The sequence below is a fragment of the Pseudomonas sp. URMO17WK12:I6 genome (assembly GCF_003253625.1).
Taxonomy (GTDB): domain Bacteria; phylum Pseudomonadota; class Gammaproteobacteria; order Pseudomonadales; family Pseudomonadaceae; genus Aquipseudomonas.
On record NZ_QKYZ01000002.1, the window covers coordinates 33,226 to 60,202 of the forward strand.

The following is a 26,977-nucleotide window of genomic DNA, read 5'->3' on the forward strand; positions in this document are numbered from 1 at the left end:
TTCTTCCTTGTGGCTTACCAGTTCCGGTGTTTGATACGCGTGAGTTCGCCTTCCAGTTCGGTCAGCGCCTGATCGACCGGCAACTCGCCGGCCAGCACGCCATGCACTTGATCGAAGAACGCATTGGAAACCCGTGGATAACGAGCGGCGGTGATTGAAGCGGGGCGCATGACCCCATCATTGAGAATGCTGTGCAGCTGACTGTAATAAGGCATGGCCGCGAGCAGCTCGGGATCCTGGTAGAGCGACTCGATCACCGGGTTATAGGCGCCAATCAGCGCACGATGTTTTTGCTGTTGGGCACTGCTCAGGTAGCTCACCAGTTCGGCGGCAAGCTTCGGGTTGGCGCTGTAACGCGATACCGCCAAACCCCAACCGCCGAGGGTGGAGGCATGGGTGCCGGTGCTGCCGCCGCGGGGCAGGGGAGCGACCCCGACCTTGTCTTTTACCGCACTGTCCTGGCTTTGCACCAGGGCCCAGACATAAGGCCAATTACGCATGAACAACGCATTGCCCGACTGGAATACGCCGCGTCCTTCTTCCTCGGTGTAATTGAGCACGCCACGCGGGGAGATGTCGCCTACCCAGCTTTTGGCCAGGGTCAACGCCGTTCTTGAGGCCTGGCTGTTGACCACGATGTCGCCTCGTGGATTGACCAGCCCGCCGTCCGGTTGGCTGCTGATCCATTCCAGCGCATTACACGTCAGGCCTTCGTAGGCACGCCCTTGAAAGATGTACCCCCAGGCGTTGGCGTTGCCGGCATTGCGCTCGGCCTGTTGTACATCCTTGGCGGTAGCGGTCATTTCCTCCCAAGTCTGGGGGACTTGCTTGTTGTATTTCTCGAGCAAGTCCTTGCGGTAATACAGCAGGCCCGAGTCGGTGAACCACGGCATCGTCACCAGCCGTCCGTTCACCGTGGCGTTGTCCACCTGTGCCTGGAAGTAGCCTTGGGTTGCGTCGGCGGGCAGCACCTCGCGCAGATCCAGCAGATGTTTGGCCAACATCCCCGGCCACACCATGTCGATCTGAATGATGTCGATGTCGCTGGACTGCGCACTGAGGATCTGTTGATAGAACGACAACCGCTCGGTTGCCGAGTTAGGCGTGGACACCACCTCGACGTGATTGCCGGTCTGTTGAGACCACGCCTCGACGGCCTCTTTGCACAGTTGTAATTCCGCGCCCACCGCACCGCAGGAAATCGTCAGATTGGCTGCGCTGGAGAGGGATGGAAGCCCGGCGCAAAGGGCAAGCAGTGCTGCTGGAAAGAGTGATTTGAGCTGTTTCATAAAGCCCTCTTTATTTTTGTTTTTAGAAAAGTTAACGTTAACATTGCCAAATGTAGCAGCGTATTTGCGATGAGGCATCCTTTTTTTCGTGGATTTTGACAATTAACAATTCACGAAAAAAAGGCCGGTCGCAGGACAAAAAATAAAAACAAAACAGGAAATCCCCCATGCAGAAAGCATCAAGCTGGCTACTCGCAGGCGTACTCGGCACCTCGGCGGCCACTGCTCAGGCCGCGACTCTGGAAGAACGCATGGCCGCGTTTGAAGCCCGCGCCAGCGCTGCGGAAAAACGTGCAGCCGCCGCCGAACAACAAACCCAGGCGCTCGCCAGGGAATTGCAGCAGCTCAAACAGTCCACTCCCGCCTTGCAGCCTGTTGCGTCCACTGCGACCGCCACTGCGGCGCCCACTTTGGATACGCGGTTGGCAAAACTCGAAGCCCGTCAGCAAAGCCTGGAGAAGGAGGGCAGTACCGGACACCTCACCGACGGGTTCAGCTTCAAGGGCTACGCCCGCTCGGGATTGCTGATCAACGATGGCCTGGGGGGCGGGCGGGGCGGTCCTTATACAACGCCTGCCGGTTCAGTCGGTGGTGCAGTCGGGCGACTGGGTAATGAAGACGATACTTACATGCGTATAGACCTGTCGAAAGAAGCCTATGCGCAGAACGGCACCCATTCCAAATTCACGGTTTCCATCGCCGATGGAGTGGAAAGCTCCAATGACTGGACGGCCGCCGAAAGTAACCTGAATGTGCGCCAGGTATTTACGGAACTCGATCATCTCGCCGCATTCAAGGGCAATTCGACGTTCGAAAACGCCACCCTGTGGGCAGGCAAGCGATTCGACAGGGACAACTTCGATATCCATTGGCTGGACTCGGACGTCGTCTTTCTGGCCGGCACCGGGGGTGGTATCTACGACGTGCAGATGAACAAGAACTGGCGCTCGAATTACTCGTTGATCGGGCGTAACTACGGGGATTTCAGTGAGGGCGGTGTCAATGCCGATGTGGAAAGCTACATCCTCACCTCCAACCAGTTCTTCGATAATGGTCAGTGGCAGTGGATGTTCAATGGCATTGGCTCAAAGAAAAACGACTTTGGCACTCGCACCAATGAAGCGGGCCTGAAGCCTGCGGACTCCGGCTTGCACACCATGATCGCCAATCATCAGAAAAACTTTTTCGGCAGGGAAGGCTTCTTCAAGACGGCGCTGCTCTACGGGCAAGGCCTGGGAGCCGAGGTCAAGAACATCGGCTCGGACGGCGAACTGATCGACGACGCCCGTGCGCTGCGCCTGGCGCTGTACGGCGAAACACCGATTGCACCCCACTGGCGTATCGGCCCCAGCTTGCTGGCCGAACAAAGCAAGGATCGCTACGTCAAGGGTGACGACTACCGCTGGATGACCCTGAACGTGCGGTTGGCCAATGAAATCAACAGCAATTTCGAGATGGCCTACGAAATGAGCTGGCAAACCATGAACCTCGACCCCAAGGGTTACCTGCAACGTAATGCGGTGGACGGCAATTTCTGGAAATTCACCATCGCCCCGACCTTCAAACCTGACGTTGGAGACCTGCTTACACGCCCCGAGTTGCGAGTGTTCGCCAGCTTCATGAACTGGTCTTCGGACCTGGACCGATACAGCTCCACAGACAACTTCGGCAAGACCGACTTCAACGCCGGCGGTGTGTGGCAATACGGGATACAGATGGAAACCTGGTTTTAATAGCCGGGGCTTGCTCCCACATTTATTCGATGCCGTTCACCAATACTGTGATCGATGCAAGTCCATTGTGCTGTCCGGTGGCCAACGCTCATTAAGCGGGGCCGCCGGATGAACTCGTGGTCAGCCCCTGCCAGGCATGTCGATGCCATGTTGATGCACCCGTCGATACAGCGTTGCCCGGGAGATGCCCAAAGCCTTGGCCGCGGGGGTGGGTTTCCAGCGATGACGCACGAGGGCATCGATGAGTGCCTCGCGTTCCGGACTGGCGCAGCGTTCCAAGGCGTCAGCTGAAGCCGAATCATTGAGTCGACGGCCAGGCAGATGTTCAGGCAAGTCACTCAACAGAATCAATTGGGACTCGCACACGGCGCAAGCGTAACGCAGCACGTGCCGCAGTTCGCGTACATTACCCGGCCAGCGATAGCCGAGCAGGCATTCCAGTGCGGTGCTTCCCAGTTGCATCGCTGTCGCGCAGGCCGATGATTCTTCCTCGAGTATCCGGTTGATCAATGCCAGTCGATCACTGCGTTCGCGCAACGGCGGCAATTGGAATCGCGCACCACTGAGGCGGAAGTACAAGTCCTCGCGAAATTCCCCGCTGGACACCAGGGCTTCCAGATCGCGGTGGCTGGCGCAGACCACCTGAATGTCTATCGCCTTGCTTCTTGACGCTCCCAGGGGCGCCACTTCGCCCTCGGCTAAAACCCGCAGTAGGCGGGTTTGCAGGGTCAGGGGCATATCGCCGATTTCATCGAGAAACAGGGTACCGCCATCGGCCTGTTCCAGCAGGCCTTGCATGCCTTTATTCGAAGCCCCGGTGAAGGCGCCGGCTGCATAACCAAACAGCTCGCTTTCGATCAGGTTTTCGGGAATCGCTGCGCAGTTCACCGCAATAAAAGGTCGATCACGGCGCAGACTGGCCTGGTGCAGCTGGCGGGCGAAGACTTCCTTGCCGGAACCGGTTTCGCCGTGGATCAGCACCGGCAGATTACGGTCTTTGACCCGAACCGCAAGGCGCAAACTTTCTTCCAGTCGCGGGTCGAGTTCGGCGGGTGACAGTACCCGCCGAGCCGGGCTGCGTTTCACTTGCCGTGGCGCGCTGAGTCGCCCATGCAAGACATGGCGGCCACCCCGGCAGTGAAACAGGCAGAGTGATTCGTCTTTGGCGCGATGCAATAACTGCTGATCGAACACTTGGCCGATGTGGTCCGGCAGTTGACCAAAACTTTGCGACAGCCACTGCCGCGCCGCGGGGTTGAGTGCCTGCAGTTGGCCGTCGTCGTCCCAGGCGAGCAGGTAGTCGGGCTGGCTGTCGACGTAGCCCGGGCTGTTGTGGGCCCGCAGCACCCAGTAACCCTGGGCACTGTTCATGAAAAACGCCTGTTCTATTTCCCGTGCGCTCTGCACCACCATTTGCCGGATCAGATGCTGCGAACGACGGTCGTCCGGCGAACGCACCGCAGACACATCGAGCACCCCGAGCAGTTCCCCCCGAGGGTCAAAGACCGGAGCGGCGGAGCAGGTGAGCCCGATAAAAGCCGCGCGGAAGTGATCCCGCTTGTGCACCGTAACCGGTGTTCGTGCGGTCAGCACCGCGGCCACCCCGCAGGTGCCTTCCTCACCTTCTGACCAGCAGGTGCCCAGGTACAGGCCTGCTTTGCGGCAATCATTACGGATGGAGGTTTCCACGCGATAGTCGATGGTCTGGCCCTGGGCGTCGGTGAGCAACACGCAGTAGTCGGCATCGCGGACGCGACCATGGAGTCGGGCGACTTCTTCGCTGGCGATGCGCAGGAACAGTTCGGAGCGTTCTCGACACTCTTGCAGCACGTTCTGGGACAGGATCCGCGGCCCTTGTAATGAGCCAGGGTCCAAGTGGTGTTGCTCCATGGAGCGGCGCCAGGAATCCAGGATCAAGTCCGGCACGGGCAGTTGCGGCAGGTGCGCTGCGTTCTTCAAAACACGGCTGACGCAATCCACATGCGCCTTCGAGTGTGCGGAAAGCATTAGGGCCTCCGATTCGATCTTCTTTTAGTTGTTCGGGCTATTAAGCGCCGTTCACGGACGGTCGACAAGCATCGGTTCACCCCACTGCGAAGCTGAGACGCGACGTCTCAAGGTCTGGCCGCTAACCCGTGCAGGCTGACATGGGACGTCTCAATCGAGCGGGATCCCATCACTTGGAAATGTAGTCAAAACCGCTCTGGAACGGGCTTTTCGGCGATCTTTTGCGATTCTGGCACCGGCCTTGCTCTAACCCTGGCAACCAGCACGACTGGCAACCCGATAATAACAAGAGGTGCCCTATGTCCTCCTGCCGAGGCTTTTACTTTGCCGTACCCGTGGTGGCGACATGAGTCGCTTGCCCCTGACCGTCGGCATCATTGCCAATCCGGCGTCCGGCCGGGACGTAAGGCGCCTGACGGCGAATGCCGGGTTGTTTTCCAGCACCGACAAGGTCTCGGTGATCCAACGGCTGCTGGCGGCTTTTGGCGCCACCGGTGTCGAGCGCGTGCTGATGCCCACCGACATGACCGGCATCGCGGCGGCGGTGAAGAAGAACAGTCATGGCCGCCAGGCGCGTGACAGCCACTGGCCAACTCTGGAGTTCCTGGAACTGACCTTGCGCCAGAGCGTGGCGGACACTCGCCAGGCCGCGCGCTGGATGGCTGAACGCGGCGTGTCGCTGATCGCCGTGCTCGGCGGTGACGGCACCCACAAAGCGGTGGCTGCCGAAGTCGGCGACATTCCATTGCTGACCCTGTCGACGGGGACCAACAATGCCTTCCCGGAACTGCGTGAGGCCACCAGCGCCGGGCTGGCCGGCGGGCTATTCGCCAGCGGCCGGATCCCACCCGAAATTGCCTTGCGTCGCAATAAACGCCTGCTGGTGCGGATTCCGAGCCGCGACCTGTGCGAAGTGGCGCTGGTGGACGTGGCAGTGTCCCCGCTGCCCTTCATCGGCGCCCGTGCAATCAGCCGTGGGATCGATCTGGCGGAGGTGTTCGTCACTTTCGCGGAACCTCAGTCCATCGGCATATCGGCCCTCTGCGGGTTGTGGTTTCCAGTATCGCGCCAAGCCCCCAACGGCGCCTGGATGCGCCTTGATCCGCAATCGTCCGAAGCCTTGCTGGTGCCCCTGGCGCCCGGCCTGTTGCAAGGCTGCGGCGTACTCGCGGCCGGCAGCCTTGAACCCGGTGTTGCCCATCGCCTGTGCCTGAGCAACGGCACCCTGGCCCTGGATGGCGAACGGGAAATCGAATTCAACGCCCATGACTTGCCCACCGTGACCCTCGATGCCGGCGGCCCGTTGAGCATCGATGTCAATGCGGCGCTGGCCTATGCCGCGCAAGAGCGGCTGCTGGCCATCGGTCGTGAACACCCGCAACACCCTTTGAACCTTGCACTTTGAAACTTGAGCCTCAAGACACCCTGGAGAATAAAAATGTCGACACAGCTGACTGCTGATCAATTGCTGCATGCCTATCGGGTGATGCGCACCATCCGCGTCTTTGAAGAGCGCCTGCACGTGGAGTTCGCCACCGGCGAGATTCCCGGTTTCGTCCATCTTTATGCCGGTGAAGAGGCCTCGGCCGCCGGTGTCATGGCTCACCTGAGGGATGACGACTGCATCGCCTCCAACCACCGTGGCCACGGTCATTGCATCGCCAAGGGCGTTGATGTGCACGGGATGATGGCCGAAATCTACGGTAAGAAAACCGGAGTCTGTCAGGGCAAGGGCGGCTCCATGCACATCGCCGATTTCGAGAAAGGCATGCTCGGCGCCAATGGCATCGTCGGTGCCGGTGCACCGCTGGTGGTAGGGGCGGCCCTGGCCGCCAAGCTCAAGGGGACCGATGGCGTCGCCGTCGCGTTCTTCGGCGACGGCGGTTCCAACGAAGGGGCCGTGTTCGAAGCGATGAACATGGCCTCGGTGTGGAACCTGCCGTGCCTGTTCATTGCCGAGAACAACGGTTACGCCGAGGCCACGGCGTCCAACTGGTCAGTGGCCTGCGATCACATCGCCGACCGCGCAGCCGGTTTCGGCATGCCTGGGGTCACCGTCGACGGCTTCGATTTTTTCGCCGTTCACGAAGCCGCCGGTGCCGCGGTGGCGCGCGCCCGAGCCGGTGAAGGACCGTCGTTGATCGAGGTCAAGTTGACCCGCTACTACGGTCACTTTGAAGGCGACGCCCAGACCTATCGGGCACCGGACGAGGTCAAGTATTTCCGCGAACACAACGACTGCTTGATGCAGTTTCGCGAGCGCACCACCCGGACCGGTTTGATCGATGCCAGCCAGTTGGACCAGATCGATGGCGAAGTGGACCTGTTGATCGAAAATGCCGTGCGCAAGGCCAAGTCCGACCCCAAGCCAAGCGCCGCCGACCTGCTCACCGACGTCTACGTTTCCTATCCCTGAACGCCCCCTATAACAAGAATCGAGACCTTTATCATGGCGAGAAAAATCAGTTATCAGCAGGCAATCAACGAAGCCCTGGCCCAGGAAATGCGTCGCGACCCCAGCGTGTTCATCATGGGGGAAGACGTCGCCGGCGGTGCCGGTGCTCCCGGTGAAAACGACGCCTGGGGCGGGGTATTGGGCGTGACCAAGGGCCTCTACCACCAATTTCCCGGCCGCGTGCTGGACACGCCGCTGTCGGAGTTGGGGTATGTCGGTGCCGCGGTAGGCGCAGCAACCTGCGGCGTGCGCCCGGTGTGTGAGTTGATGTTCGTCGACTTCGCCGGTTGCTGCCTGGACCAGATCCTCAATCAGGCGGCCAAGTTTCGCTACATGTTCGGGGGCAAGGCTTCCACCCCGTTGGTGATTCGCACCATGGTCGGCGCGGGCCTGCGGGCCGCCGCCCAACACTCGCAAATGCTCACGTCGCTGTGGACCCACATCCCCGGCCTGAAAGTTGTCTGCCCGTCATCCCCTTATGACGCCAAGGGCCTGTTGATCCAGGCCATCCGCGACAACGATCCGGTCATCTTCTGCGAACACAAACTGCTCTACAGCATGCAGGGCGAGGTGCCGGAAGAGCTCTATACCATCCCGTTCGGCGAGGCCAACTTCCTGCGCGACGGCAAGGACGTGACTCTGGTTTCCTATGGGCGCACGGTCAATACGGCGATGGATGCAGCCCGCAGCCTGGCAGGGCGAGGCATTGACTGCGAGGTCATCGACCTGCGCACCACCAGCCCGCTGGACGAAGACAGCATTCTGGAAAGCGTGGAAAAGACCGGGCGCCTGGTGGTGATCGACGAAGCCAACCCGCGCTGTTCCATGGCCACCGACATCTCGGCCCTGGTGGCGCAAAAAGCGTTCGCCTCGCTCAAGGCGCCCATCGAGATGGTCACCGCGCCGCACACACCGGTGCCGTTCTCCGACTCTCTGGAAGACCTCTATATCCCCGACGCGGCGAAGATCGAAAACGCCGTGCTCAAACTGATCGAGTGGAGCAAGCGTTCATGAGCCAGATCCATACCCTGACCATGCCCAAGTGGGGCTTGTCCATGACCGAAGGCCGGGTCGATGTCTGGCTCAAGGAGGAGGGCCAGGCGATCGCCAAGGGCGATGAAGTGCTCGACGTAGAAACCGACAAAATTTCCAGCAGTGTCGAAGCGCCGTTTTCCGGTGTGCTGCGCCGGCAGATCGCGCGCCAGGATGAAACCCTCGCGGTCGGCGCATTGCTCGGCATCGTGGTTGACGGCGAAGCCAGTGAGGCCGAGATCGATGCGGTGATCGAGCAGTTCCAGGCCGCGTTCGTGCCAGGTGACGGTGCCGAGGAAGACAGTGGGCCGAAGCCGCAGAAGGTCGAACTGGACGGGCGACTGATCCGTTACTTCGAGCGCGGCGAAGGCGGGGTGCCGTTGGTGCTGGTGCACGGGTTCGGCGGTGACCTGAATAACTGGATGTTCAATCATGAAGCATTGGCCGCCGGGCGCCGGGTGATTGCTCTGGATCTGCCGGGCCATGGCGAGTCGGGCAAACAGTTGGAGCACGGAACTCTGGATGAGTTGAGCGGGGTGCTGCTGGCTCTGCTCGATCATCTGGATGTTCCCGTGGCGCATCTGGTGGGGCATTCCATGGGCGGGGCGGTGTCGCTGAACACGGCGCGCCTGGCTCCCCAGCGGGTGCGTTCCCTGAGCTTGATCGGCAGCGCCGGCCTGGGTGCGGAAATCAACGGCGATTACCTGCAAGGTTTTGTCGAGGCAGCCAGCCGCAATGCCCTCAAGCCACAATTGGTGAAACTGTTCTCCGACCCCGAACTGGTCAATCGGCAGATGCTCGAAGACATGCTCAAGTACAAGCGTCTGGAAGGGGTGGATGCGGCCCTGCGCCTGCTGGTTGCGGGGCTGTTCAAAGAAGGGCGGCAACAACTCGATCTGCGCGGCGTGGTGCAAGAAAACCGGCAACCGGTGTTGCTGATCTGGGGCAGTGACGACGCGATCATTCCTGCGACCCACAGCGCTGGCCTGGCTGCTCAGGTCGAAATCCTGCCGGGTCAGGCGCACATGGTGCAGATGGAAGCGGCCGAGCAGGTCAATCGGCTGATTCTGGACTTTGTCCAACAACACTGATGCCTCCCTTGGCGGCCGGCCATTTGCCGGGCGCCAAGGCCAACGATTTCAAGGAGATTCCAACATGAGCCTTCCAATTGATCCGACCCGCAGCATGCGTGCCGCTGTCTGGCATGGTCGTCACGATATCCGCGTCGAAGATGTGCCGTTGCCCGTCTCGCCACCGGCGGGCTGGGTGCAGATTCGCGTGCAATGGTGCGGTATTTGCGGCTCCGACTTGCATGAATACGTGGCCGGGCCAGTGTTCATTCCGGTGGATGCGCCGCACCCGCTGACCGGCATCAAGGGGCAGTGCATTCTCGGTCATGAGTTCTGTGGCGAGATCGTCGAAATCGGCGCCGGGGTCCAGGGGTTCAGTGTGGGCGAACCGGTGGCAGCCGATGCCTGTCAGCACTGTGGCACTTGTTATTACTGCACCCATGGGCTGTACAACATTTGCGAGAACCTGGCGTTCACCGGGCTGATGAACAATGGCGCGTTCGCCGAGTTGGTCAACGTACCGGCCAACCTGCTTTACAAGTTGCCGGCCAACTTTCCCGCCGAAGCCGGGGCGTTGATCGAACCGCTGGCAGTGGGCATGCACGCGGTGAAAAAGGCCGGGAGTTTGCTGGGGAAAAATGTGGTGGTGGTTGGCGCGGGAACCATCGGCCTGTGCACCATCATGTGCGCCAAGGCGGCTGGCGCGGCCCAGGTCATTGCTCTGGAAATGTCGGGAGCGCGCAAGGCCAAGGCCCTGGAGGTGGGGGCGAGTCAGGTGCTGGACCCCAATGAGTGTGACGCGTTGGCTGAGGTGCGGCGGCTGACCGGCGGGCTGGGGGCGGATGTCAGTTTCGAATGCATCGGCAACAAACACACGGCCAAGCTCGCCATCGACCTCATCCGCAAGGCCGGCACGTGTGTATTGGTGGGCATCTTCGAGGAGCCCAGCGAGTTCAATTTCTTCGAGCTGGTCGCCACCGAAAAACAGGTGCTGGGTGCACTCGCCTATAACGGGGAGTTCGCAGACGTGATCGCCTTTATCGCCGACGGTCGGCTGGACATCACGCCGCTGATAACCGGGCGTATTCAGCTGGAACAGATTGTCGGGCAGGGCTTTGAGCAATTGGTTAACAACAAGGAGCACAACGTGAAAATCATCGTGTCACCCGCTCGAATCCGAGGCACCTTACAGCGCGATTGACGCGGGCCCGGCCTGTATAAAAACACTTCTGCGAACCCTTGCTTTGATTTCCGTGGATATCATTGCAAGGATCGCTTCAGGCCAACGCTGCTTCTTGCGAGCAGCTGCACAATGTTCCCAGCGATACAGAGAACTCGGACTGAGTCCGTTCGGGCCAGTGTGATTGACATGGATCAAACAACTTCATAAACACCGGCCCAGAATCAAGCGATCTGCTGGATTGCTCAGGGGCATGGCATGTCTGTTAAAGCACCCATTCCAGATTGCACCAATGCGCCTGCGCTCGAGGAGGCGCAGCATTACCGTCGCTCTACGCTCTGGATCACCTGGCTGCTGGGCGCCGCGATGCTCGCGACGGTTATTGGCGTCGCGCTGCGGCTGACCGATGTCGAATCCCTGGCGCAGCTGTTGGCTCAAGCAGAACCCATATGGCTCGTCGGTGCACTCGGTCTTCAAGCCTTGACCTATATGGCGCAGGGACAGATTTTTCGTGTGGTGCTCAAAGCCGGGGCGCAGAACCTTTCACTGTGGGAGGCGGGCAAACTCAGCCTGATGAAGCTGTTCGTCGATCAAGCCTTGCCGTCTTCCGGAATCAGTGGGGCATTCGCGGTCGTCGCGTCCTTCGTGCGCATGGGATTCGCAAAACCGGTGGTTCTGGCGTGCCTGGTGTTGGATTTGTCCGGGTACTTCCTGGCCTATGTGCTCTCGGTGGGCGTGGCATTGCCAGTGGTGATATTTCAAGGGCATGCGACGGCTGCGATCACGACCACATGCCTGGTGTTTGTTGCAGTAAGCCTGGCGTTGGCGGTATTGACGCCAAGACTGGCGGGCAACTCCCATCTGGCGACCCATGTGCCGGGACAACGTTTCTCCATGATCAACAAAGGAATTTTGTTGCTCACCGGGGCAGACAAGCAGTTGATACGCAACCGCGCCTTGCTCTGGCGCATTACCTTACTGGAGTTGGTGATCATCCTGCTGGACAGCGCAACGTTGTGGGTATTGGTACGTGCATTGGGCGTATCGGCACCACCGTTGGGTCTATTTGCCGGATTCATGCTGGCCAGCGTGTTACGCAGTATCGGCATTGTTCCGGGTGGTCTCGGCGCTTTCGAAGCGGCGGCTGTCGTGACGTTGCACTGGATCGGCGTGAACATTGCGGTGGCGCTTTCCGCCACCCTGCTGTTTCGCGGCCTGACCTTCTGGTTGCCAATGTTGCCGGGTCTTTGGCTGGCCCATCGCGAATGGCATGCCACCCCTAAAGCAACAGCGCTTTACACGAACGCTGATTATTGGAGCCCGCCGATCAGTCAGTTGTTCAGCACATTGCACAGCGCCGAAACGGGGCTGAGCAGTGTGCAGGCCAAAGCACGAATGCGCAGTGCCCGGGTTCAGGCCAAGGGCCGGCCACAGGGTTTGGCAAAATTGGTGATCGAGCAAATGCGTACACCACTGGTGCTGATTCTGATTGCCGGCGCGCTGGTGGCGCTGGTGGTGGGAGATTGGCTGGACGCCGCGATCGTCTGGTGCATCGTGTTGATCAGCGCGGTACTCAGCGCCTGGTATGAAAATCGTGCAAGCACGGCGGTGGAACAACTGCGTAGCAAGATTGCCTTGCAGGCAACGGTACGTCGGGAGGGCAAGACCCTCGATGTTGCCGCGGATCAAGTTGTGCCGGGTGACATTTTGCTGCTTAGCGCCGGTAGCCTGATCGCCGCTGACGGCCGCGTCCTACAGGCCCTCAATTGCTTTATCAGTGAAAGCCTGTTGACCGGGGAAACCTTTCCGGTGGAGAAGCTGCCAGGTGATTGTGCGCCCGACGCGACTTTGGGACAGCGCCATAATTGTGTGTTCATGGGCACTTCGGTTCGCAGCGGTACTGCCGAGGTGCTCGTGACGCGCTATGCCGAAGAAAGTGAAATCGGCCACATCGCCAAGACCTTGTCGCTACGACCACCCGAAACGGAATTCGAGCGTGGCTTGCGTCATTTCGGTGGCTTGCTGCTGCGGGTGATGCTGGTGATTACAATCGTGGTCTTCGGCATCAACATTCTGCTGCATCGTCCGACCCTCGACACACTCTTGTTCGCCATTGCCTTGTCCATCGGGCTATCGCCAGAACTGCTGCCGGCGATCCTCAGTATCACACTGGCCAAAGGTGCCCAACGCATGGCTGCCAAAGGAGTCATTGTGCGTCACCTCAATGCCATCGAAAACCTGGGCGCAATGGACATCCTGTGTACCGACAAGACCGGTACGCTGACCCGGGGTGTCGTGGTGCTGGACGGTGCCATGGATGTTGACGGGGTCGCCAACCCGCACGTCTTGCAGCTGGCCGTGTTCAATTCAAGTCTGCAAACCGGTATGCGCAACGCTATGGACGATGCCATCACCCTGGCAGGCAAAGACAAGGTTTCGTGCGCCGATGTCATCAAACGCGATGAAGTCCCTTATGACTTCATCCGCAAGCGCCTCAGCGTGGTAGTGGCCAATGCACCCGAGGTCGGCACGCTGATGATCACCAAGGGGGCGCTGGACAATGTGCTCCAGGTTTGCACTCACCTGCAACGAGGTGAACGGGTATCAGCGCTGAATGACAGTGAACTTGCGGCGATCGCTCAGCGTTTCGCCGACTGGAGTGAGCAGGGCTTTCGAGTCTTGGGCCTGGCCAGCCGCACGTTGCCGGATCAGCCGCACTATGGTCGGGACGACGAAAAAGAAATGACGTTTCGCGGCTTTCTGTTGTTTTTCGATCCTCCGGAGCCTGGGGTCAGAAACATCATAGCCACGCTCGACAAGCTCGGCGTGCAAGTGAAGATCATTAGTGGCGACAGCCATCTGGTCGCCCGCCATGTCGCCGCGGCGGTAGGCCTGCCAGTGGCGCGAATCATTACCGGCTCTGAACTGTCGCAGATGAAAGACGAAGCGCTGATGCATCTGGCTCCGCTGACGACACTGTTCGCCGAGGTCGATCCCAATCAGAAGGAACGCATCATCCGAGCCCTGCAGAAGACCGGACATGCCGTGGGATACATGGGCGATGGCATTAATGATGCGCCGGCGCTGCAGGTTGCCGATATCGGGATCTCCGTGGACAACGCCAGCGATGTGGCCAAGCAGGCCGCCGACTTCGTGCTGCTGGAGCACAATCTGGATGTACTGCGCGAGGGCATCGAAGAGGGCCGGCATACCTTTGCCAACACCCTCAAGTACATCTCCATCGTTTCCAGCGCCAACTTTGGCAATATGATCAGCATGGCACTTGCTTCTTTGGCGTTGCCATTCCTGCCGTTGTTGGCCAAACAAATCTTGCTCAACAACTTCCTGTCCGACATCCCAGCCATGGGGATTGCCAACGACAACGTGGATCGCGAGTGGGAAAAGACACCTCACCGCTGGAACATCACCGAGATCCGTAACTTCATGGTGGTATTCGGGCTGGTGAGCTCGTTCTTCGACATGCTGACGTTCATTGCCCTGTACCTGCTGGCGGAGATGGTGCCCGAGGTATTTCGCAGTGGCTGGTTCATCGAATCGCTGCTGACCCAACTGCTGACAATATTTATTGTGCGGACCTACAAGCCGTTTTATCGAAGCCGCCCGGCGAAACTGCTGATGATCAGTGCGCTGGGCATTGGCCTGCTGGCAATCGGGTTACCTTACAGTCCGGCAGCATCCTGGTTCGGGTTGGTGCCTCTGCCGTTCCACATTCTGGGGATGGTGTTGACGATCAGCCTGTTGTACATGGTGTCAGCCGAATGCGTGAAGCACGTTTTCTATCGTCATCAACGATTGCAGCGTCATCGGTTATCCCATCGTCATGCGTGACCTGAACATTCCTGCCAAATTCGGGGCAGGTAATGTTCAGGCAACGTGTGGCCCACCTTTTCAGAGCTGCACCCGCCGCAGCCTGCCGCTCAACGGGACGACGGTGTTGTCTGGCATGGGCAGTGGCCGGCCGGTCAAACCCATGCCTTCGCTCACCAGTACCGCATCCTCCAGCAGACACAGGTTGGAAGGGGTATCCAGGTCGCGGGCGAGCACGGCGACCTGGGCGGTATGCAAGTTGCAGCTCAGCAGTCGCCCGGTAAAACGGGTAAAGCCGCCATGCAGCGGTTCGCCGTTCCAGTCGGGTGGCAAGGGTTGCTGCAGGCGATCGCAGAGTTCCAGCACCAGCACGTTGCCCTTCGGACACAGCGCCAGTCCGGTGGGCAGTTGCAGGCCGCGAATCAGGAGCTCGACTTGCCCACTGTCAGGCCAGACCCGAATCACCTGGCCGGCCTTCTCGGCGAAGTCGATGCCCTTGCGCGTCGGGTCGCCCTGCAACTCTCCGGAAAACAGACTGATCAGCACTGCGTCGGTCGCCGGTTCGTACACCAGGGTCACCGGGACGGCTTCCTGGCCCTGATCCAGTTCGGGCAACTGGACCAGCACGCGTTCGTCCTGTCCGCTGGTGAATTCCACCAACTGATTGGTATCGGGCTTGACCGCCAGCCAACTGCGGCGGGTCGGGTGGTAACACAGCGCATTCAGATTGCCACGGCTGTGAAACACCGGTTCGGGCGGTGTGAATTGCAGGTCCAGCAGTTTGGAACCCTCGACGTAATCGGTCTGGCTGACCAGACAGCGCCCGTCACCGCAGGCGATGTCCGACAGCCCCATGATTTCATCGCGCAGCATGCGGGCCTGCATGTTCATGGCGCGAAAACCTTGCGCCAGTATCTCGCCGGGCAGATAGGCGCCGGGCTTGTGCGGATCCGGTCGCAGTCGACTGATACGACCGCTGAAGGGCTGTTCCGGCAGGCCCGAGCCGGCTTCGGTCAACAGCAGGCTGCCATCGGCCTGCACGCAAATGCCCCGAGGGTTCAGCAGGCCTTCGGCGATGATGGTGCTCGGGCACAGGGTTTCGCTGGGCCGCGCAGGGATATTAATGGGAATGGGCATAGGGCTCTCTCCATGAATAACGGATGGATGCGGTTACTGCGGCGGTTGCCACGGTTCACCGGTGAGATAAGCCCGGAGCAGCGCCCGCTGGCAGGGCGACATCGAGCGCACCACAGGCATGAACAGCGTGGTGCCTTTGTACGCATCCGAAGTTCGGGCGAGGATGGGGTTCTTGGCGCCCATGACCGCGTCGGGCTGATTGAGCGGGATGTAGCGCGACATGGCGGGGAAGGCCAGGTAGTGAAAGCGTAGGACGTTCGGGTACATCAGCTCCCAGGTGATGTGGGTGCCCGCGGGGATGCCGAAGTCGGTCTGTGCGTATTTGCGAAAGCTGGTGAAGTAGCCACTGCTTGGAAGGCCATTGGCTGTGCAGGTCAAGGCGACAAAACCCGCCTGGGCGGCAGAACCCGCTTTGACGGTGACCGGGAAACTGATCGCGAGCTGGCCAGGGTTAACGGTCAGCGATGCAGGAAAATCGAGGAAATCCCAGTATTGCGGTTCATCGTAAACAGCAGGAGCAGCAGCCTGCAGGTCGATTTCGGTGGCTTTGGGGACCGGACCGCCCAAGTACCTGACCTGCAAGGTGATTGACAGGCCATTGGGGTAGTCCTCCAGATACACGTTGCGCTGATCGGCATACACCCGATAGGTCGATTCGGTGGCTTGCAACGTGGTACCGGCGACCTTGCCGGGCGCGTTGATCGCCAGGGCGGCGGTCTGCACTGCCTGTAGCTGGTTGGCGGTCAGGGGCAGGTCGACGATGCCGCCATACACGTAGTAGTCGAATAGAAAGCGGTTGGTCGGGTCCAGGGTGGCCAGTTCAGTGGTGCCTGCGGTGATGGTGACGGGGCCGTAGTTCGCGTTCGGTCCGATAGGGCTGGTGATATCGTCCCTGACGGCCCTGAAGGTTTGCTTCGGAATGACGTTCACCATGTCGATGCTCAGGTAACCGTTGCCGCCCAGGTCGGCATAGCCGGCATTCCCCGTACTCTGGTTGACCAGTTGCCGGCCCGGCTGGCAGTTCAGCGGCTCGTCGGCGAAGGCCGGGGCCAGCGTACCGATGACCCTGCCGATGCTCGGGTTGGGGGTGTATCGGCCGGCGGCATAATCGGCGTCCAGTTGTTCCGTGGTCATCGTGGGGCACATTTCGAACATGACGAAACGCAGGACAATGCCGGTCGCACCCGGCGCCTGGATGATCGAGCGCAGGCCACTGCTGTTCTGGTTCCAGCTGACGATGCTGCTCAAAGGGAAGGTCAGTTGAAACGTACCGCTGGCGTGGAAAGATCCCGGCGCATCCATTTTCGCGGGCAACAGCACACGTCCCGCCACGTCGAAACTGCTGCACACGGTATTACTGCGGATCAGCAACTGGATGTCGCTGTTACCACCAATCTGCAGGCCGCCGACGAATATCTGGGTGGTCGTTGAGGAGGTCGGGTCCAGGTCCACCATCATCGGGCCGGAGACGGGGCCTTGTCCGGTCACCGGATCCACCGAGCCGAGCAGATAAACCGGCTGGCCCACCATGTCGCTGGTGGTGCTGATACTGCCCGGACTACCCTGGGAACTAATCAAGGCGTTCTGCATGTCGACGACATGCTGCCCATAGTGATTCCAGCCGCCAGCGGTGTAGTAGTCGCCGTCGGGCGCGTTGATCATGTTGTTCAGCTGATCGTCGGTATAAGACTGAGCAGTCGGCGCCAGGGTCGAGGTGGTCAGGTCGAAGAGCGGCCATTCCTCATTGCCGTCGTAAGGAATGGTGGGGGAGTTGTTTGGCAGGCTGACGTCCGTGCGGATGCCGCCCCAGAAATTCAGGCGTGGTCCATTGAGAATGCTCATGATCTATTCCTCGTCCTTGGTGGTTTTGCCGACAGGCGCGTTGGCGAATTTGAACATGTAGGAGAAATCGGCCTTGTAGGGACTTTTGACCGGTGTCGCCATGGAGTGGCAATTCATGCAGCTGCTGTTGGGCTGGATGTAGCTCTCCATGGTGACGTTGGCCGAGAGCGACGGGGTCGGCTGGCCCAATGGGTTGCTGGGGTTGTCCGGCATCAGCGGGCGCTGGGTGGTGATGAGCTGGTAGTACTTCAACACGCTTTTTTGCACGTCCGGGTTGGTGCGGTAATTGGTGTTTACCCCGTTGGTGATCTCGGCAATCGGGGTGACCCGGTTCAGTGGGTTTGGGGTCTGGAACGTGGTGCCGGGTTTGGGCACGCAGACCAGTTGTCCGCCCTGAGTCTGCCAGTCGCAGGGTGACTGGTTGAGGCTGACGAGGGGCGCGGTGGGGTTGAAGTAGGAGTAGGTTGTGCCGGGTGTCGGCTGATCGACCCACTGACCGTGCACCAGCTCCTTGGGCGGAACGTTGTCGATCTGCTCGAAGGTCGACCAGATCCACTGTGGGTAGCCATTGACCTTGGTGATGATGTGCAGGCCCACCAGGCCCAGGTAGGCCTCGGTGACACCGCTGCGCTGGCCCTGGTCGTTGAACGTGGCTACGCGCGCCAGCATGGTCAGGTAGTGGCTGGCATTGTCGTTGGGGGTGAGGATGCGCCAGCTCGACTTGACCTCGATGACCCCGTTGGGGAAGTTGATGTTATTGGCTTTGGAAACGACGTCGGCGTTATAGAAGTTGTTGTTGACGATGTAGTCGTAGGACGTCTCGTTGGCCGAGATGTCGTAGTAGGTCGGGTTACCTGCCTGGTCGATCAGCCAGCCGCCGACGGCCTGGTCGACGGCATTCACCTGGGTGCTGTTCTTCAGCGCGGCGATGTTGATGATGCCCAGGCTTTTGGCGGTCTGCGGGGTATTCCACGGGCCAGGATTGGCACCCCTCGGCAGAAAGATTTCCTCCACGGTCTTGTAGGTTTGCCAAACGGTGTAGCCGGGATCCCCAAGCTGTTTGGCGCAGTCGGGATCACCTCGTTGCCCATCCTGTGCGGGCCAGTTCAAAGCGATGAACATCTGCCAGCTGTATTGATCGAACTGGTCCTGACTGGCGGTGGCGACCGGCGCGGTGCTGGGGGGTTGGCAACTCAGGTTACTGGCCTGCGTCGACGGCATGGCCTGTTCTCGGGCCAGGGCCTGCTCCAGGATCAAGGCCGGCAGACTGGCCAGGCCCACTAACATCACGCAGAAACGGAATGTGGTTTTCATGGCGATCCTTCGTCGTTATTCAGGGTTTGCGTTGCATGAGCTTGTTCCACTGCGCCTTTTGGCCGTTGCTCTGTGACGCCGGTGGCTCGAACAATTGGCAGGGCGGCGGATTCGCCGGGCACATGGCGGCCACTTGCGCCCAGGTCTGGGCCGGGTCCGGTTTGGCGATGCGGAAGTTGGTGTAGTTCTGGCTGACGATGGGGGCGTTGGCGACGCTGGCATCACCGGAGAAATAGAACGATTGCGGATGCCGGTAGGGCGGTTGTCCCGTGACGTTCTTGTAGAAGGCGTAGCCGAACAGGATCGGGCCTTGTGGCGAGTCGACATCCAGGGCATAGGCTTGCACGCTGCCATTGAGGTTCTGGCTGCGCGCGGCACTGTAGGGCAGGTGCTTGATGAAATCCTGCCGTGGTGGGTGGTTCATCGGCGAGAACATGCAGCAGGCCGGCATGTCCTTGGGACGGTCCTGGGGATAGGTCAGGAAGTAGGCCTTGTTGCCCAGCGACACGAAGGAGCAGGTGTAGTTGTTGTTCTTGATCGGGAAGATCGGCAGGCAGTATTTCTCGTAGTGTTCCATCATCGCGCCGAAGCCGTCGCCATCCGGCGGGATGTAGGCGGTGTCGTAGTAACTGGTGCCGCGAGAGACGGTGTAGTCCGCCGGGGTCAGGGTGGTGGGTGGATTGCTGTAGGGCGGCGGGTTTTTCTCGTAGTTGTGCATCACCCGGTACATGGTCCAGTCGCTGATCCAGTAGGCCGGGAAAAACGGATCGGAAGGCTCGCCCACGGAACGCTTGGCGATGCAGTTGCCGTTCTTTTCGTTACACCCCAGGTTGTTGTGCACCCCCATGCTGAAGTAGATGGCCTCGCTGTCCTGGGCGAAAACAGGCGGGCTGAGCAGCAGGATCAGCAGCAACAACCGGTCCAAGATGATTTTCATGGGACACCTCCTGTGAAGTGCCGGGTGGCGGACTCGCCACCCGGTAATCCGGCGTGAAACGTCAAAGGTCGTTGTAGTCGCTCATGGAGAGTTTCCTGGGTGGGAAGTTGAGTTTCACCAGGCGTTTGGCCCACAGCTGCAGCACGGCGCGGCGGCTTTGCGACAGGTCTCGGGTGATCGGCATGGCCAGGGTGCTTTCGTCCTGGTTGTCCTTGTTGATCAATATGAGTAACTGGTCGACGGCGCCCTCCACCCGCGTGCGTGAATCAAGGGGCATGTACTTGTTCATGATGGGGTAGAGGTAATAGAACGACTGCAGCACCTTTGGAAAGATGAACGTGTTCCATATTTCTTCCGGAGCTTGCGTGGAGGTGCACATGCCGTTCCAGGTGTCGATGAAGTCCTGTTGCAACTTCATGTCCAGCGGCAGGACCCGCAGCGGGGCAAGGAAGTCGACGTAGGCCTCGGAGAGCGGGAAGCTGAAGGGGATGGTCGGATCCTTATCGCCTTCCTTCACGAAGAAGCGCAGGGTGGGGAAGCCTGGCGCGACTGCCTTGCAGCCTATCTGAGCGATACCTTGGGCGTTGGTGGTGATGACGGCATAGGTGTAATTGACGGAGTTGCCCTTCTCGTCGTTCAGCGTACCGGTGCGACCGATGGGCTTGTCCAGGGTCAGGCAGGGGCGCAGGTTCACCGCGACCGGTTTACCGGAAACAGTGAGGAACTCTTGATAACCGACTGGGGTTCCAGAAGGTTCAGGCACGTCCTGCAGGTCCGTCAGTCGGCGGCCGCTGCCAGTGCTGCGGTAGAGGCCGACCGAGGGTGCGTCGGTGAACTGCGGCAGACCGGCCGTGTTCTTGCTGCGGTCCGCCGGGTTGTCGTAGAACAGCGTGAAGTCGGCGGCGTTGCTGAATGCCAGGTAGTAGTCGCTGCTGGTCACCATGTAGGGGTTGTTGTACTCGGCCACCCACAGTGTCGTGTTGGCGGCCGGCTGGCCATTGTTCTGCACCATGATGGTCAGCTTCTTGTAGTCGCCGACGTCGATGAAGCTGCCGCTTTCGATCACCTCGGCGGTCCATGTCTGCTGGGTGGCGGCGACGGTCTGGGGAGCGCTGTACAGGCCCAACCGACGTAGAATCAGGGGACCGGATTCCAATACACCCTTGGTATAGTCATCGAGGGGAACATCGAGGATACCCGAGCGCTGGTTGAAGGCCGACTGCCGATAGTCCGCGAAGTTCAAGATGACCGCCGGCTTGAATGTTCCATCCTTCTCGGCACCCAAATGGTAGGTACCGGCATTGAATTTTTCCGGGACGGGGATATCAGCCGTGGCATCCACGGGATAGCTCGGAAAGGTATTGCCCAGGTCAAGTGACAGGGTGTAGTCGTTGATCTGTGCCGAAATCACCCCCAACTTGACTTGTTGTGTCTCCTGGGAATACAGCTGGCTCATCGACACCGCCTTATTGGCCACCAGTCGCCTTCCGGCGGGCGCGGTGGGGTATTCACCGGCGAACCACAGCCCCAGGACCGCCGAGGTGCGGCTGTAGGCAGGATTGAAGAAAATCTCGTTGACGTTGTCCAAGCCCTTTCTGTAGAGGTCACGCACTTTCGCCATGACGTTCGGGTTGTTGGAACGGGTGTCGAGGCGCTGTGGGTAATCGTTGAATATCCCGTTCTTGTCATAGCAGGTCAGGTAGACGCAAAAGCGGAACATCAGGCCCTGTGCCCCTTGCTGCTCCATCTGCTGCTTCAGGTTGGCCAGCAGGGACGAGTTGCCGAGCGCCCATTCCAGATTCTCCTTGGGGAAGCAGGTCTGCCAGGTGGTGCTGACGTTCACCAGGCCACCCAGGGCTCCCCAACTGAAGTTCAGGAAACGGTCCATCATCCGGTACTTGCGGTTGAGGGTCAGGCCGCAGTTCGCGTCCCCTAACACCAGTTTGTCGAAGTACAGCGCCGTGAAGGTGTTCTGCCATGGGCTGATATCCACGAAGCGCGCCGCGGTCGGGGTATTGCTGCCCAGGGGGCTGCCGAGCAAGTGGTATTGCGCGCCGATCAGTGCATCCTTATCGATGTAGCTATTGGGCTGCACTTCGCCGCCGATAACGGTCGACTTGGTTTTCCCGTAGTTCACCAGGCCGCAACCGTTGTCGCCAAACAGATCCCATTCGGCGGGCATGTACGGGTCATGCTTCGGATTGATATTGTTTGGCACCTGCTGTACATAGGTCGGCATGCCAGCCATGTACTGCGTCGAGATGGCCCATGGCATCAGGGTGTCGGGAGCATTGTTCCGGTCGATGCCGAAGTGCGTCATGAACGACCAGTTGATGTCCGTGTTCACCGCGTCATACAGCGGGAACATGTCGTTGTTGTTGGCTGTTGGCGGGTTCCAGAACATCTGGCCGTTGAGGTAGATGCGGGGAAAATTCAATACGCTCATGTCGTGCTCTCCTTAGCGTTTCCACTGGGCGCGTTTCAGCGACCAGACAAAATCCAGTTTTTTGTAGCCGTTGAAGTCTTTGTCCGGCAGCGGTGTAGTGGGGTAGGTGAGACCGCCCTGGGTCGGGATGGCGAAATTGAAGTAACCGTCGGTCTTCGAGTAGGCGGCGGTGCCGTGGCAGGCCAGGCAGGATGAGGTGTCCTGGAACGCCGATTCCAGCTGCGAGTTCGCCAGCACCTGGGTCTTGGGTTGATATTCCACGCCGATCAACTCGTATTTCGACAGCGTCGGGTTGTTGGCCTGGAACTGCGTATTGACCGGTATGGCATCCGATGTCGGTCCGGTGCTGTTTGTCATCGGCCGGGGCGGGTGGCCCTTGGTCACGGTGTACTTTCTGTTGTTGACGTTCTCGAAGGTGGTCCAGACCCAGCTGGAGTCCAGTTTGTTGACCACATGCAAGCCACTCAACGCCGCATAGCCGACCCTGTAGTCGGTGCCCTGCTGGTAATAGGCCTGGGCGGTGTAGTAGCCGTCGTTCTCCAGCTTCTTCTTGTAGTCCATGTCCGCGCCGATCCACAGCCAGGCGGCTTTCAATTCCCAGGCCGTGGCGGGAAAGTTCAGGTTGCTCGTCAGGGCCTCCTGGCCATCTACGTTGTAGACATTGTTCTTGACGATGTAGTTATAAGTGTCCTGGGACATCAGCAGTTGAAAGCGCACGACTTGGCCTCGCTGTGCCTCAGGCACGACGGTACCGCCCATTTCCAGGCTCATCCCGTCGACCTGCTGCGTGGCATTGAGGTTGTGCAGCAGACGGTTCGCGTCCAGCCCCAGGGCCTTGGCTTGCTTGAGCACCTCGTCCGGCGGCTTCATGCGGCTGTCATACGAGCCAGGGTTGACGCCATTGGCCAGGTAGACCTGGTCGGAAGGCTTGAACGACTCCCACACGCGGTTGTAACCCTGGGCGTCGGGCTGGTTCAGGCAGACGAACCAGTTCCAGGCCATGGTCTCGGGGTGCTTGTTGAACGCCGTACGGGTCTGGTCGGCACTGATTCCAAATTGCAGGAAGTTGCTGCAGTTGAAGTTGTTGGTGTCCTGTGCCTGAGCCAAACCGGCCAAGGCACTCAGAACTGTTATAGAAATGGCTCGCCGCATGGAAGCTCCTTGGCATTGGCCGGGTCGGTGTGTGAATGCCCCAGGAAGTGTTCCAGGAGCAGTTGCTTCACTGCCGTGGCCGCAAGGCGCTGGGGCAACGGCAGATCGCAATTGGTGATGAGCAGCGGGCCGGTGTTCTCGCTGTCGGGCAGGCGACCATGGCTGCCACGGACCAGGCGGGTGTCCAGCGGAATCAGGTCCATGTAGTAGCGAAAGCCGAGCTTCTTCTGCAGCAGGCGGCGCGCCACTTTCAATTTCGGGAAGCGAATGGCCGGGTCGATGAACAGTTCCAGTGGGTCGTAGCCGGGCTTGCGATGGATGTCCACGGTGCGGGCAAAGTCGGGTGCCTTGCGATCGTCGAGCCAGTAGTAGTAATCGAACCAGTAACCCGGCGCGGCCACGGTCACCAGCTCGCCGCTGCGCGGATGATCCAGTTGCCAGGCCCGTTGTTCGGTTTTATCCAGCACCTGCTCGATGCCGGGCTGGCGCTGCAACAACGCCTTGACGCGAGGGATGTCGTGCGCCTGCTTCACGTAGATGTGCGCGACCTGATGATCGGCCACGGCAAAGGCCGCGCTGGCGCCAGGGTCGAGCAACTCCCAGGTCAGCGATTGGCGCACCTGCAACAAGCCTTCCGAGCGCAACAGCCGGTTAATCGATATGGATTGCTGTACCGCTTCGATCCCGTACTCGGACAACAGCATCACCGCCGCGCCTTGCCCCTGGGCAAAGGCCAGCAGGCGACCTACTTCACTGTCGATGGCCCGCACCTCGTCGGCAATCGACGGATGATCAGGGCCCAGTCGCTGCAGGCAATAGTCGAGATGCGGCAGGTAGACCAACTGCAGGTCCGGTCGATCGAGCTGGAATTCGGCGATGGCGCAGTCGACGATCCAGCGGCTCGATGCGATGCCGGCCGCCGGACCCCAGAAACCCGGAAACGGAAATTCACCGATCTGCTGCTCGATACGCTCATGCAACGAGGCCGGTGACGAATACAGGCCGAACATCTTGCGGCCATCGGCCGGGTAGTGCGGGCGTGGGGTGATGGCCGCATCCACGTCCGCATACATGTTGTACCACCAGAACAACTGGCTGCAGCGGAACCCGGGGAGCTCACGCTTGAGCGCCTGCCAGACCTTTTCTCCCTGGATCAGTGCGTTGGGTTGCAGCCAGAAACGCACTTCGGCCTGGTCGCGAAAATACCAGCCATTGCCCACGATGCCGTGTTCCGACGGCGACGCGCCGGTGAGGATCGAGGCCTGCACTGTAGAAGTGACCGCCGGAAACACGGGTTGCAGGCTGGCCATTTTCGCCGTTTTCAACAGGGCATTGATGTGCGGTGTCGCCGGCCCCAGCAGCGCCGGGGTCAGCCCGACCACGTTGATCAGCAGCAGCGCTTGGCGCGGATTTTCAGAGGGCATCGGCGTACGCCTCCCGCGTTTGGGATTGCAGCAATTGGCGTTGGCGCAGTTGCTCTTCGACCCAGTGCAGTTCCGCGGCGATCCCCTGCAGTTGGGCGTGCTCGGTGTCGGGCCGCAGTTGCGCGGGCAGCACGCCCCAGCTGTAGGTTTCCACTTCCAGCACGGGACGAAAATCCCCATGGTCTGCGAGATAGTCGAAAGTCTGCGACAGGGCGATCTGGCTGCCGCTGAGCTCAGGCAGCAGCAAGTGTTCGCTGAACAGCGGAATGTGGAAATGAATCCGCAGTTCGGGGTATTGCCCCAGGTTGTTGGCGCAATCGTCGAGGGCGGCGGGCAGGTCGGCCCAGCCCGATAACCGCGCCTGTGCATCGCGGGCTTTGACTTGATGCAGGTAGGTGGTTTCGGCGAAGTCGCTCAAGGTCTTGAGCACGTGTTCGCGCCGGTTGTGGTCTTCAGCGGGCAGGCGACAAATCAGCGCGTTGGACAGCTGGATCTTGCCGACAGGCACCCGGGCCTGGCGCAGCTTTTCCAGCGACTGATAGCAGTGTTCGAAAACCACGGCCTGGTGGCAGACATCAAAACACAGCGCCAGATAGTCATGGTGCGGGTCGCTGGCTTGGTAGCGGTGGAAGAAGGCGATGGCCTGGTCGGTGTTTTCCAGCACGCAGTCCGGCTCCATCTCCAGGCAGAACACGATCTTCTTGCCCGTCTCCCGATGCAGCCTGGCCAGTGAAGCCGTGAGTTGGCGCAGCAGATGTTCGGCACGCTGCTGTCGCCGCGGGTTCCAGTCGGCGGCATAGCCCAGCGGTACGGTGGAAATCACGCCTTGGGGGCAATCCGACGGCAGGGCGTGCGCCAGGATTCGGGCCAGATTCAGGCTGTACGCCAGCCGTTTCGGATCAGTCCAGTTGGGCAAATAGACGTCGGCTTTCACCGCGCCTTGATGAAATTGGCCATAGGGAAAGCCGTTAAGTGAAGTCAGCCGCAGCCCGCTGCGTTGCAGCAGGCTGAGGAAGTCCGCGCGAGCTGACGCCTGCTGTAGTTCGGCTGCGGCGAGGGCGCTGATCCACAGCCCACTGTCTTGCTCGTTCAGGCCGCGCAGGGTACGCACACCCCGGAAATGCCATTCGATGGATGACCGTAGCCCCGCCAGGTCACGGGTCGGGTGCACATTGCTGCAATAACCGACCTGCGCGGCAGCCCAACCCGTGCCGGCACTCATTTGATCACCGGTTCCTGGCCACGCAGGGCAGAGTTGTCCTGCCACTGCCGACGCTGGTCGATGGGCAGCGGGGTGCTGACCAGGGACTTGTCCAGTTGGCCGCTTTGGGCAAAAAAGTCCACGGGGTTGTGGAACAGCACCTGTTCGACCTGGCTTTCGCTGAAGCCGGCAGCCAGCATCGCTTCACCCGTTTTCGGCACCTTGAGCGGGTCGCTGATGCCCCAGTCGGCGGCGCTGTTGACCACCATTTTCTCGGTGCCGTACTCCTGCAACAGGGCGACCATGCGCTGTTCCGACATCTTGGTGTTGGGGTAGATCGAATGGCCGCGCCAGCAGTCGCTGTCCAGCACCAGCGGCAGGGTCAGTTCGTTGAGGTGGTCGATGATCACCAGGTGCTCGGCAATCCCGACTTCGCGAATCACTGCCAGGGTGCGTTTGGTGCCACCGATCTTGTCGCGGTGCGGGGTGTGCACCAGCACCGGCAAATTGAATTGTCTGGCCAGCTCCAGCTGAGCGGCGAGGAAGCGATCTTCCTCCGGGGTGATGTCGTCGTAACCGATTTCGCCGACCGCCACGACGCCGTCTTTCACCAGGTAGCGCGGCAGAATCTCCAGCACTTCATTGGCCACCGACAGGTCATTGGCCTCCTTGGGGTTGAGGCCGATGGTGCAGAAATGATGAATGCCGAACATGCTGGCGCGAAAGCGCTCCCAGCCCAACAGAGTGTCGAAATAGTCGATGAAACTGCCGACGCTGGTCCTGGCCTGACCCTGCCAGAAGGCCGGTTCGATCACCCCGGTGATGCCGGCGGCGGCCATGTTCTGGTAGTCATCGGTGGTGCGGCTGACCATATGAATATGCGGGTCGAAGTACTTGAGCATGGTAAATCCTCGTCAAGGAAAAGGAGTC

18 protein-coding genes are annotated in these 26,977 nt (G+C 60.2%); 7 read left to right on the forward strand and 11 right to left on the reverse strand.

Annotated features, from left to right (window positions below; translation table 11 throughout):
- Nucleotides 1–14: 14 nt before the first annotated feature.
- Nucleotides 15–1,289, reverse strand: coding sequence for an ABC transporter substrate-binding protein (locus tag F475_RS03840; RefSeq protein ID WP_028940759.1), 1,275 nt, complete (start codon nucleotides 1,287–1,289; stop codon nucleotides 15–17).
- A 167-nt stretch (nucleotides 1,290–1,456) separates the two neighbouring features.
- Here F475_RS03840 and F475_RS03845 point away from each other — a divergent pair, with 167 nt between their 5' ends.
- Nucleotides 1,457–3,022, forward strand: a complete 1,566-nt coding sequence (locus tag F475_RS03845) for a carbohydrate porin (protein ID WP_111453168.1) — start codon at nucleotides 1,457–1,459, stop codon at nucleotides 3,020–3,022.
- Between the two features lie 120 nt (nucleotides 3,023–3,142).
- Here F475_RS03845 and F475_RS03850 read toward each other — a convergent pair whose 3' ends face one another.
- Nucleotides 3,143–5,029 (reverse strand): sigma-54-dependent Fis family transcriptional regulator, encoded by a 1,887-nt coding sequence (locus F475_RS03850; RefSeq protein ID WP_111453169.1) that lies wholly within the window; start codon nucleotides 5,027–5,029, stop codon nucleotides 3,143–3,145.
- 346 nt (nucleotides 5,030–5,375) lie between these two features.
- Here F475_RS03850 and F475_RS03855 point away from each other — a divergent pair, with 346 nt between their 5' ends.
- The 6 genes from F475_RS03855 to mgtA all read left to right on the forward strand — a co-directional run bounded on the left by F475_RS03855 (nucleotide 5,376) and on the right by mgtA (nucleotide 14,615).
- Nucleotides 5,376–6,434 (forward strand): ATP-NAD kinase family protein, encoded by a 1,059-nt coding sequence (locus F475_RS03855; RefSeq protein ID WP_111453170.1) that lies wholly within the window; start codon nucleotides 5,376–5,378, stop codon nucleotides 6,432–6,434.
- Nucleotides 6,435–6,467: 33 nt separating this feature from the next.
- Entirely contained in the window at nucleotides 6,468–7,445 is a 978-nt protein-coding gene (locus F475_RS03860) for a thiamine pyrophosphate-dependent dehydrogenase E1 component subunit alpha (RefSeq protein WP_111453171.1), read from the forward strand.
- A 33-nt stretch (nucleotides 7,446–7,478) separates the two neighbouring features.
- Entirely contained in the window at nucleotides 7,479–8,498 is a 1,020-nt protein-coding gene (locus F475_RS03865) for an alpha-ketoacid dehydrogenase subunit beta (RefSeq protein ID WP_018928915.1), read from the forward strand.
- Nucleotides 8,495–9,607 (forward strand): acetoin dehydrogenase dihydrolipoyllysine-residue acetyltransferase subunit, encoded by a 1,113-nt coding sequence (locus tag F475_RS03870; protein WP_111453172.1) that lies wholly within the window; start codon nucleotides 8,495–8,497, stop codon nucleotides 9,605–9,607. Before F475_RS03865 ends, F475_RS03870 begins: the two co-directional genes overlap by 4 nt.
- Nucleotides 9,608–9,701: 94 nt before the next feature.
- Nucleotides 9,702–10,787, forward strand: a complete 1,086-nt coding sequence (locus tag F475_RS03875; protein WP_245220360.1) for a 2,3-butanediol dehydrogenase — start codon at nucleotides 9,702–9,704, stop codon at nucleotides 10,785–10,787.
- Between the two features lie 237 nt (nucleotides 10,788–11,024).
- On the forward strand, nucleotides 11,025–14,615 hold the full coding sequence (mgtA, locus tag F475_RS03880; protein WP_018928918.1) for a magnesium-translocating P-type ATPase: 3,591 nt from the start codon (nucleotides 11,025–11,027) through the stop codon (nucleotides 14,613–14,615).
- A 60-nt stretch (nucleotides 14,616–14,675) separates the two neighbouring features.
- Here mgtA and F475_RS03885 read toward each other — a convergent pair whose 3' ends face one another.
- The 9 genes from F475_RS03885 to F475_RS03925 form a co-directional block, all read right to left on the reverse strand.
- Complete coding sequence (locus F475_RS03885; RefSeq protein ID WP_111453173.1) at nucleotides 14,676–15,731, reverse strand: hypothetical protein; 1,056 nt, start codon at nucleotides 15,729–15,731, stop codon at nucleotides 14,676–14,678.
- Nucleotides 15,732–15,764: 33 nt separating this feature from the next.
- Nucleotides 15,765–17,573, reverse strand: coding sequence for a hypothetical protein (locus F475_RS03890; protein ID WP_111453174.1), 1,809 nt, complete (start codon nucleotides 17,571–17,573; stop codon nucleotides 15,765–15,767).
- 3 nt (nucleotides 17,574–17,576) lie between these two features.
- Complete coding sequence (locus tag F475_RS03895; RefSeq protein ID WP_086945631.1) at nucleotides 17,577–18,887, reverse strand: hypothetical protein; 1,311 nt, start codon at nucleotides 18,885–18,887, stop codon at nucleotides 17,577–17,579.
- 19 nt (nucleotides 18,888–18,906) lie between these two features.
- Entirely contained in the window at nucleotides 18,907–19,824 is a 918-nt protein-coding gene (locus tag F475_RS03900; RefSeq protein WP_028940750.1) for a hypothetical protein, read from the reverse strand.
- Nucleotides 19,825–19,885: 61 nt separating this feature from the next.
- Nucleotides 19,886–22,270: a hypothetical protein gene (locus F475_RS03905; RefSeq protein WP_111453175.1), complete on the reverse strand. Its 2,385-nt coding sequence runs from the start codon at nucleotides 22,268–22,270 to the stop codon at nucleotides 19,886–19,888.
- Between the two features lie 12 nt (nucleotides 22,271–22,282).
- On the reverse strand, nucleotides 22,283–23,422 hold the full coding sequence (locus F475_RS03910; protein WP_019578685.1) for a hypothetical protein: 1,140 nt from the start codon (nucleotides 23,420–23,422) through the stop codon (nucleotides 22,283–22,285).
- Entirely contained in the window at nucleotides 23,401–24,846 is a 1,446-nt protein-coding gene (locus tag F475_RS03915) for an alkaline phosphatase family protein (RefSeq protein ID WP_111453176.1), read from the reverse strand. Before F475_RS03915 ends, F475_RS03910 begins: the two co-directional genes overlap by 22 nt.
- Nucleotides 24,836–26,068 carry a metabolite traffic protein EboE gene (eboE, locus tag F475_RS03920; RefSeq protein ID WP_111453177.1) on the reverse strand — a complete coding sequence of 411 codons (1,233 nt, stop codon included), beginning with the start codon at nucleotides 26,066–26,068 and terminating at the stop codon, nucleotides 24,836–24,838. The genes F475_RS03915 and eboE overlap by 11 nt, the downstream gene beginning before the upstream one ends.
- A complete protein-coding gene (locus F475_RS03925) occupies nucleotides 26,065–26,949 on the reverse strand; it encodes a TatD family hydrolase (protein ID WP_111453178.1) in 885 nt (294 codons plus the stop codon). The genes eboE and F475_RS03925 overlap by 4 nt, the downstream gene beginning before the upstream one ends.
- Nucleotides 26,950–26,977: the final 28 nt, after the last annotated feature.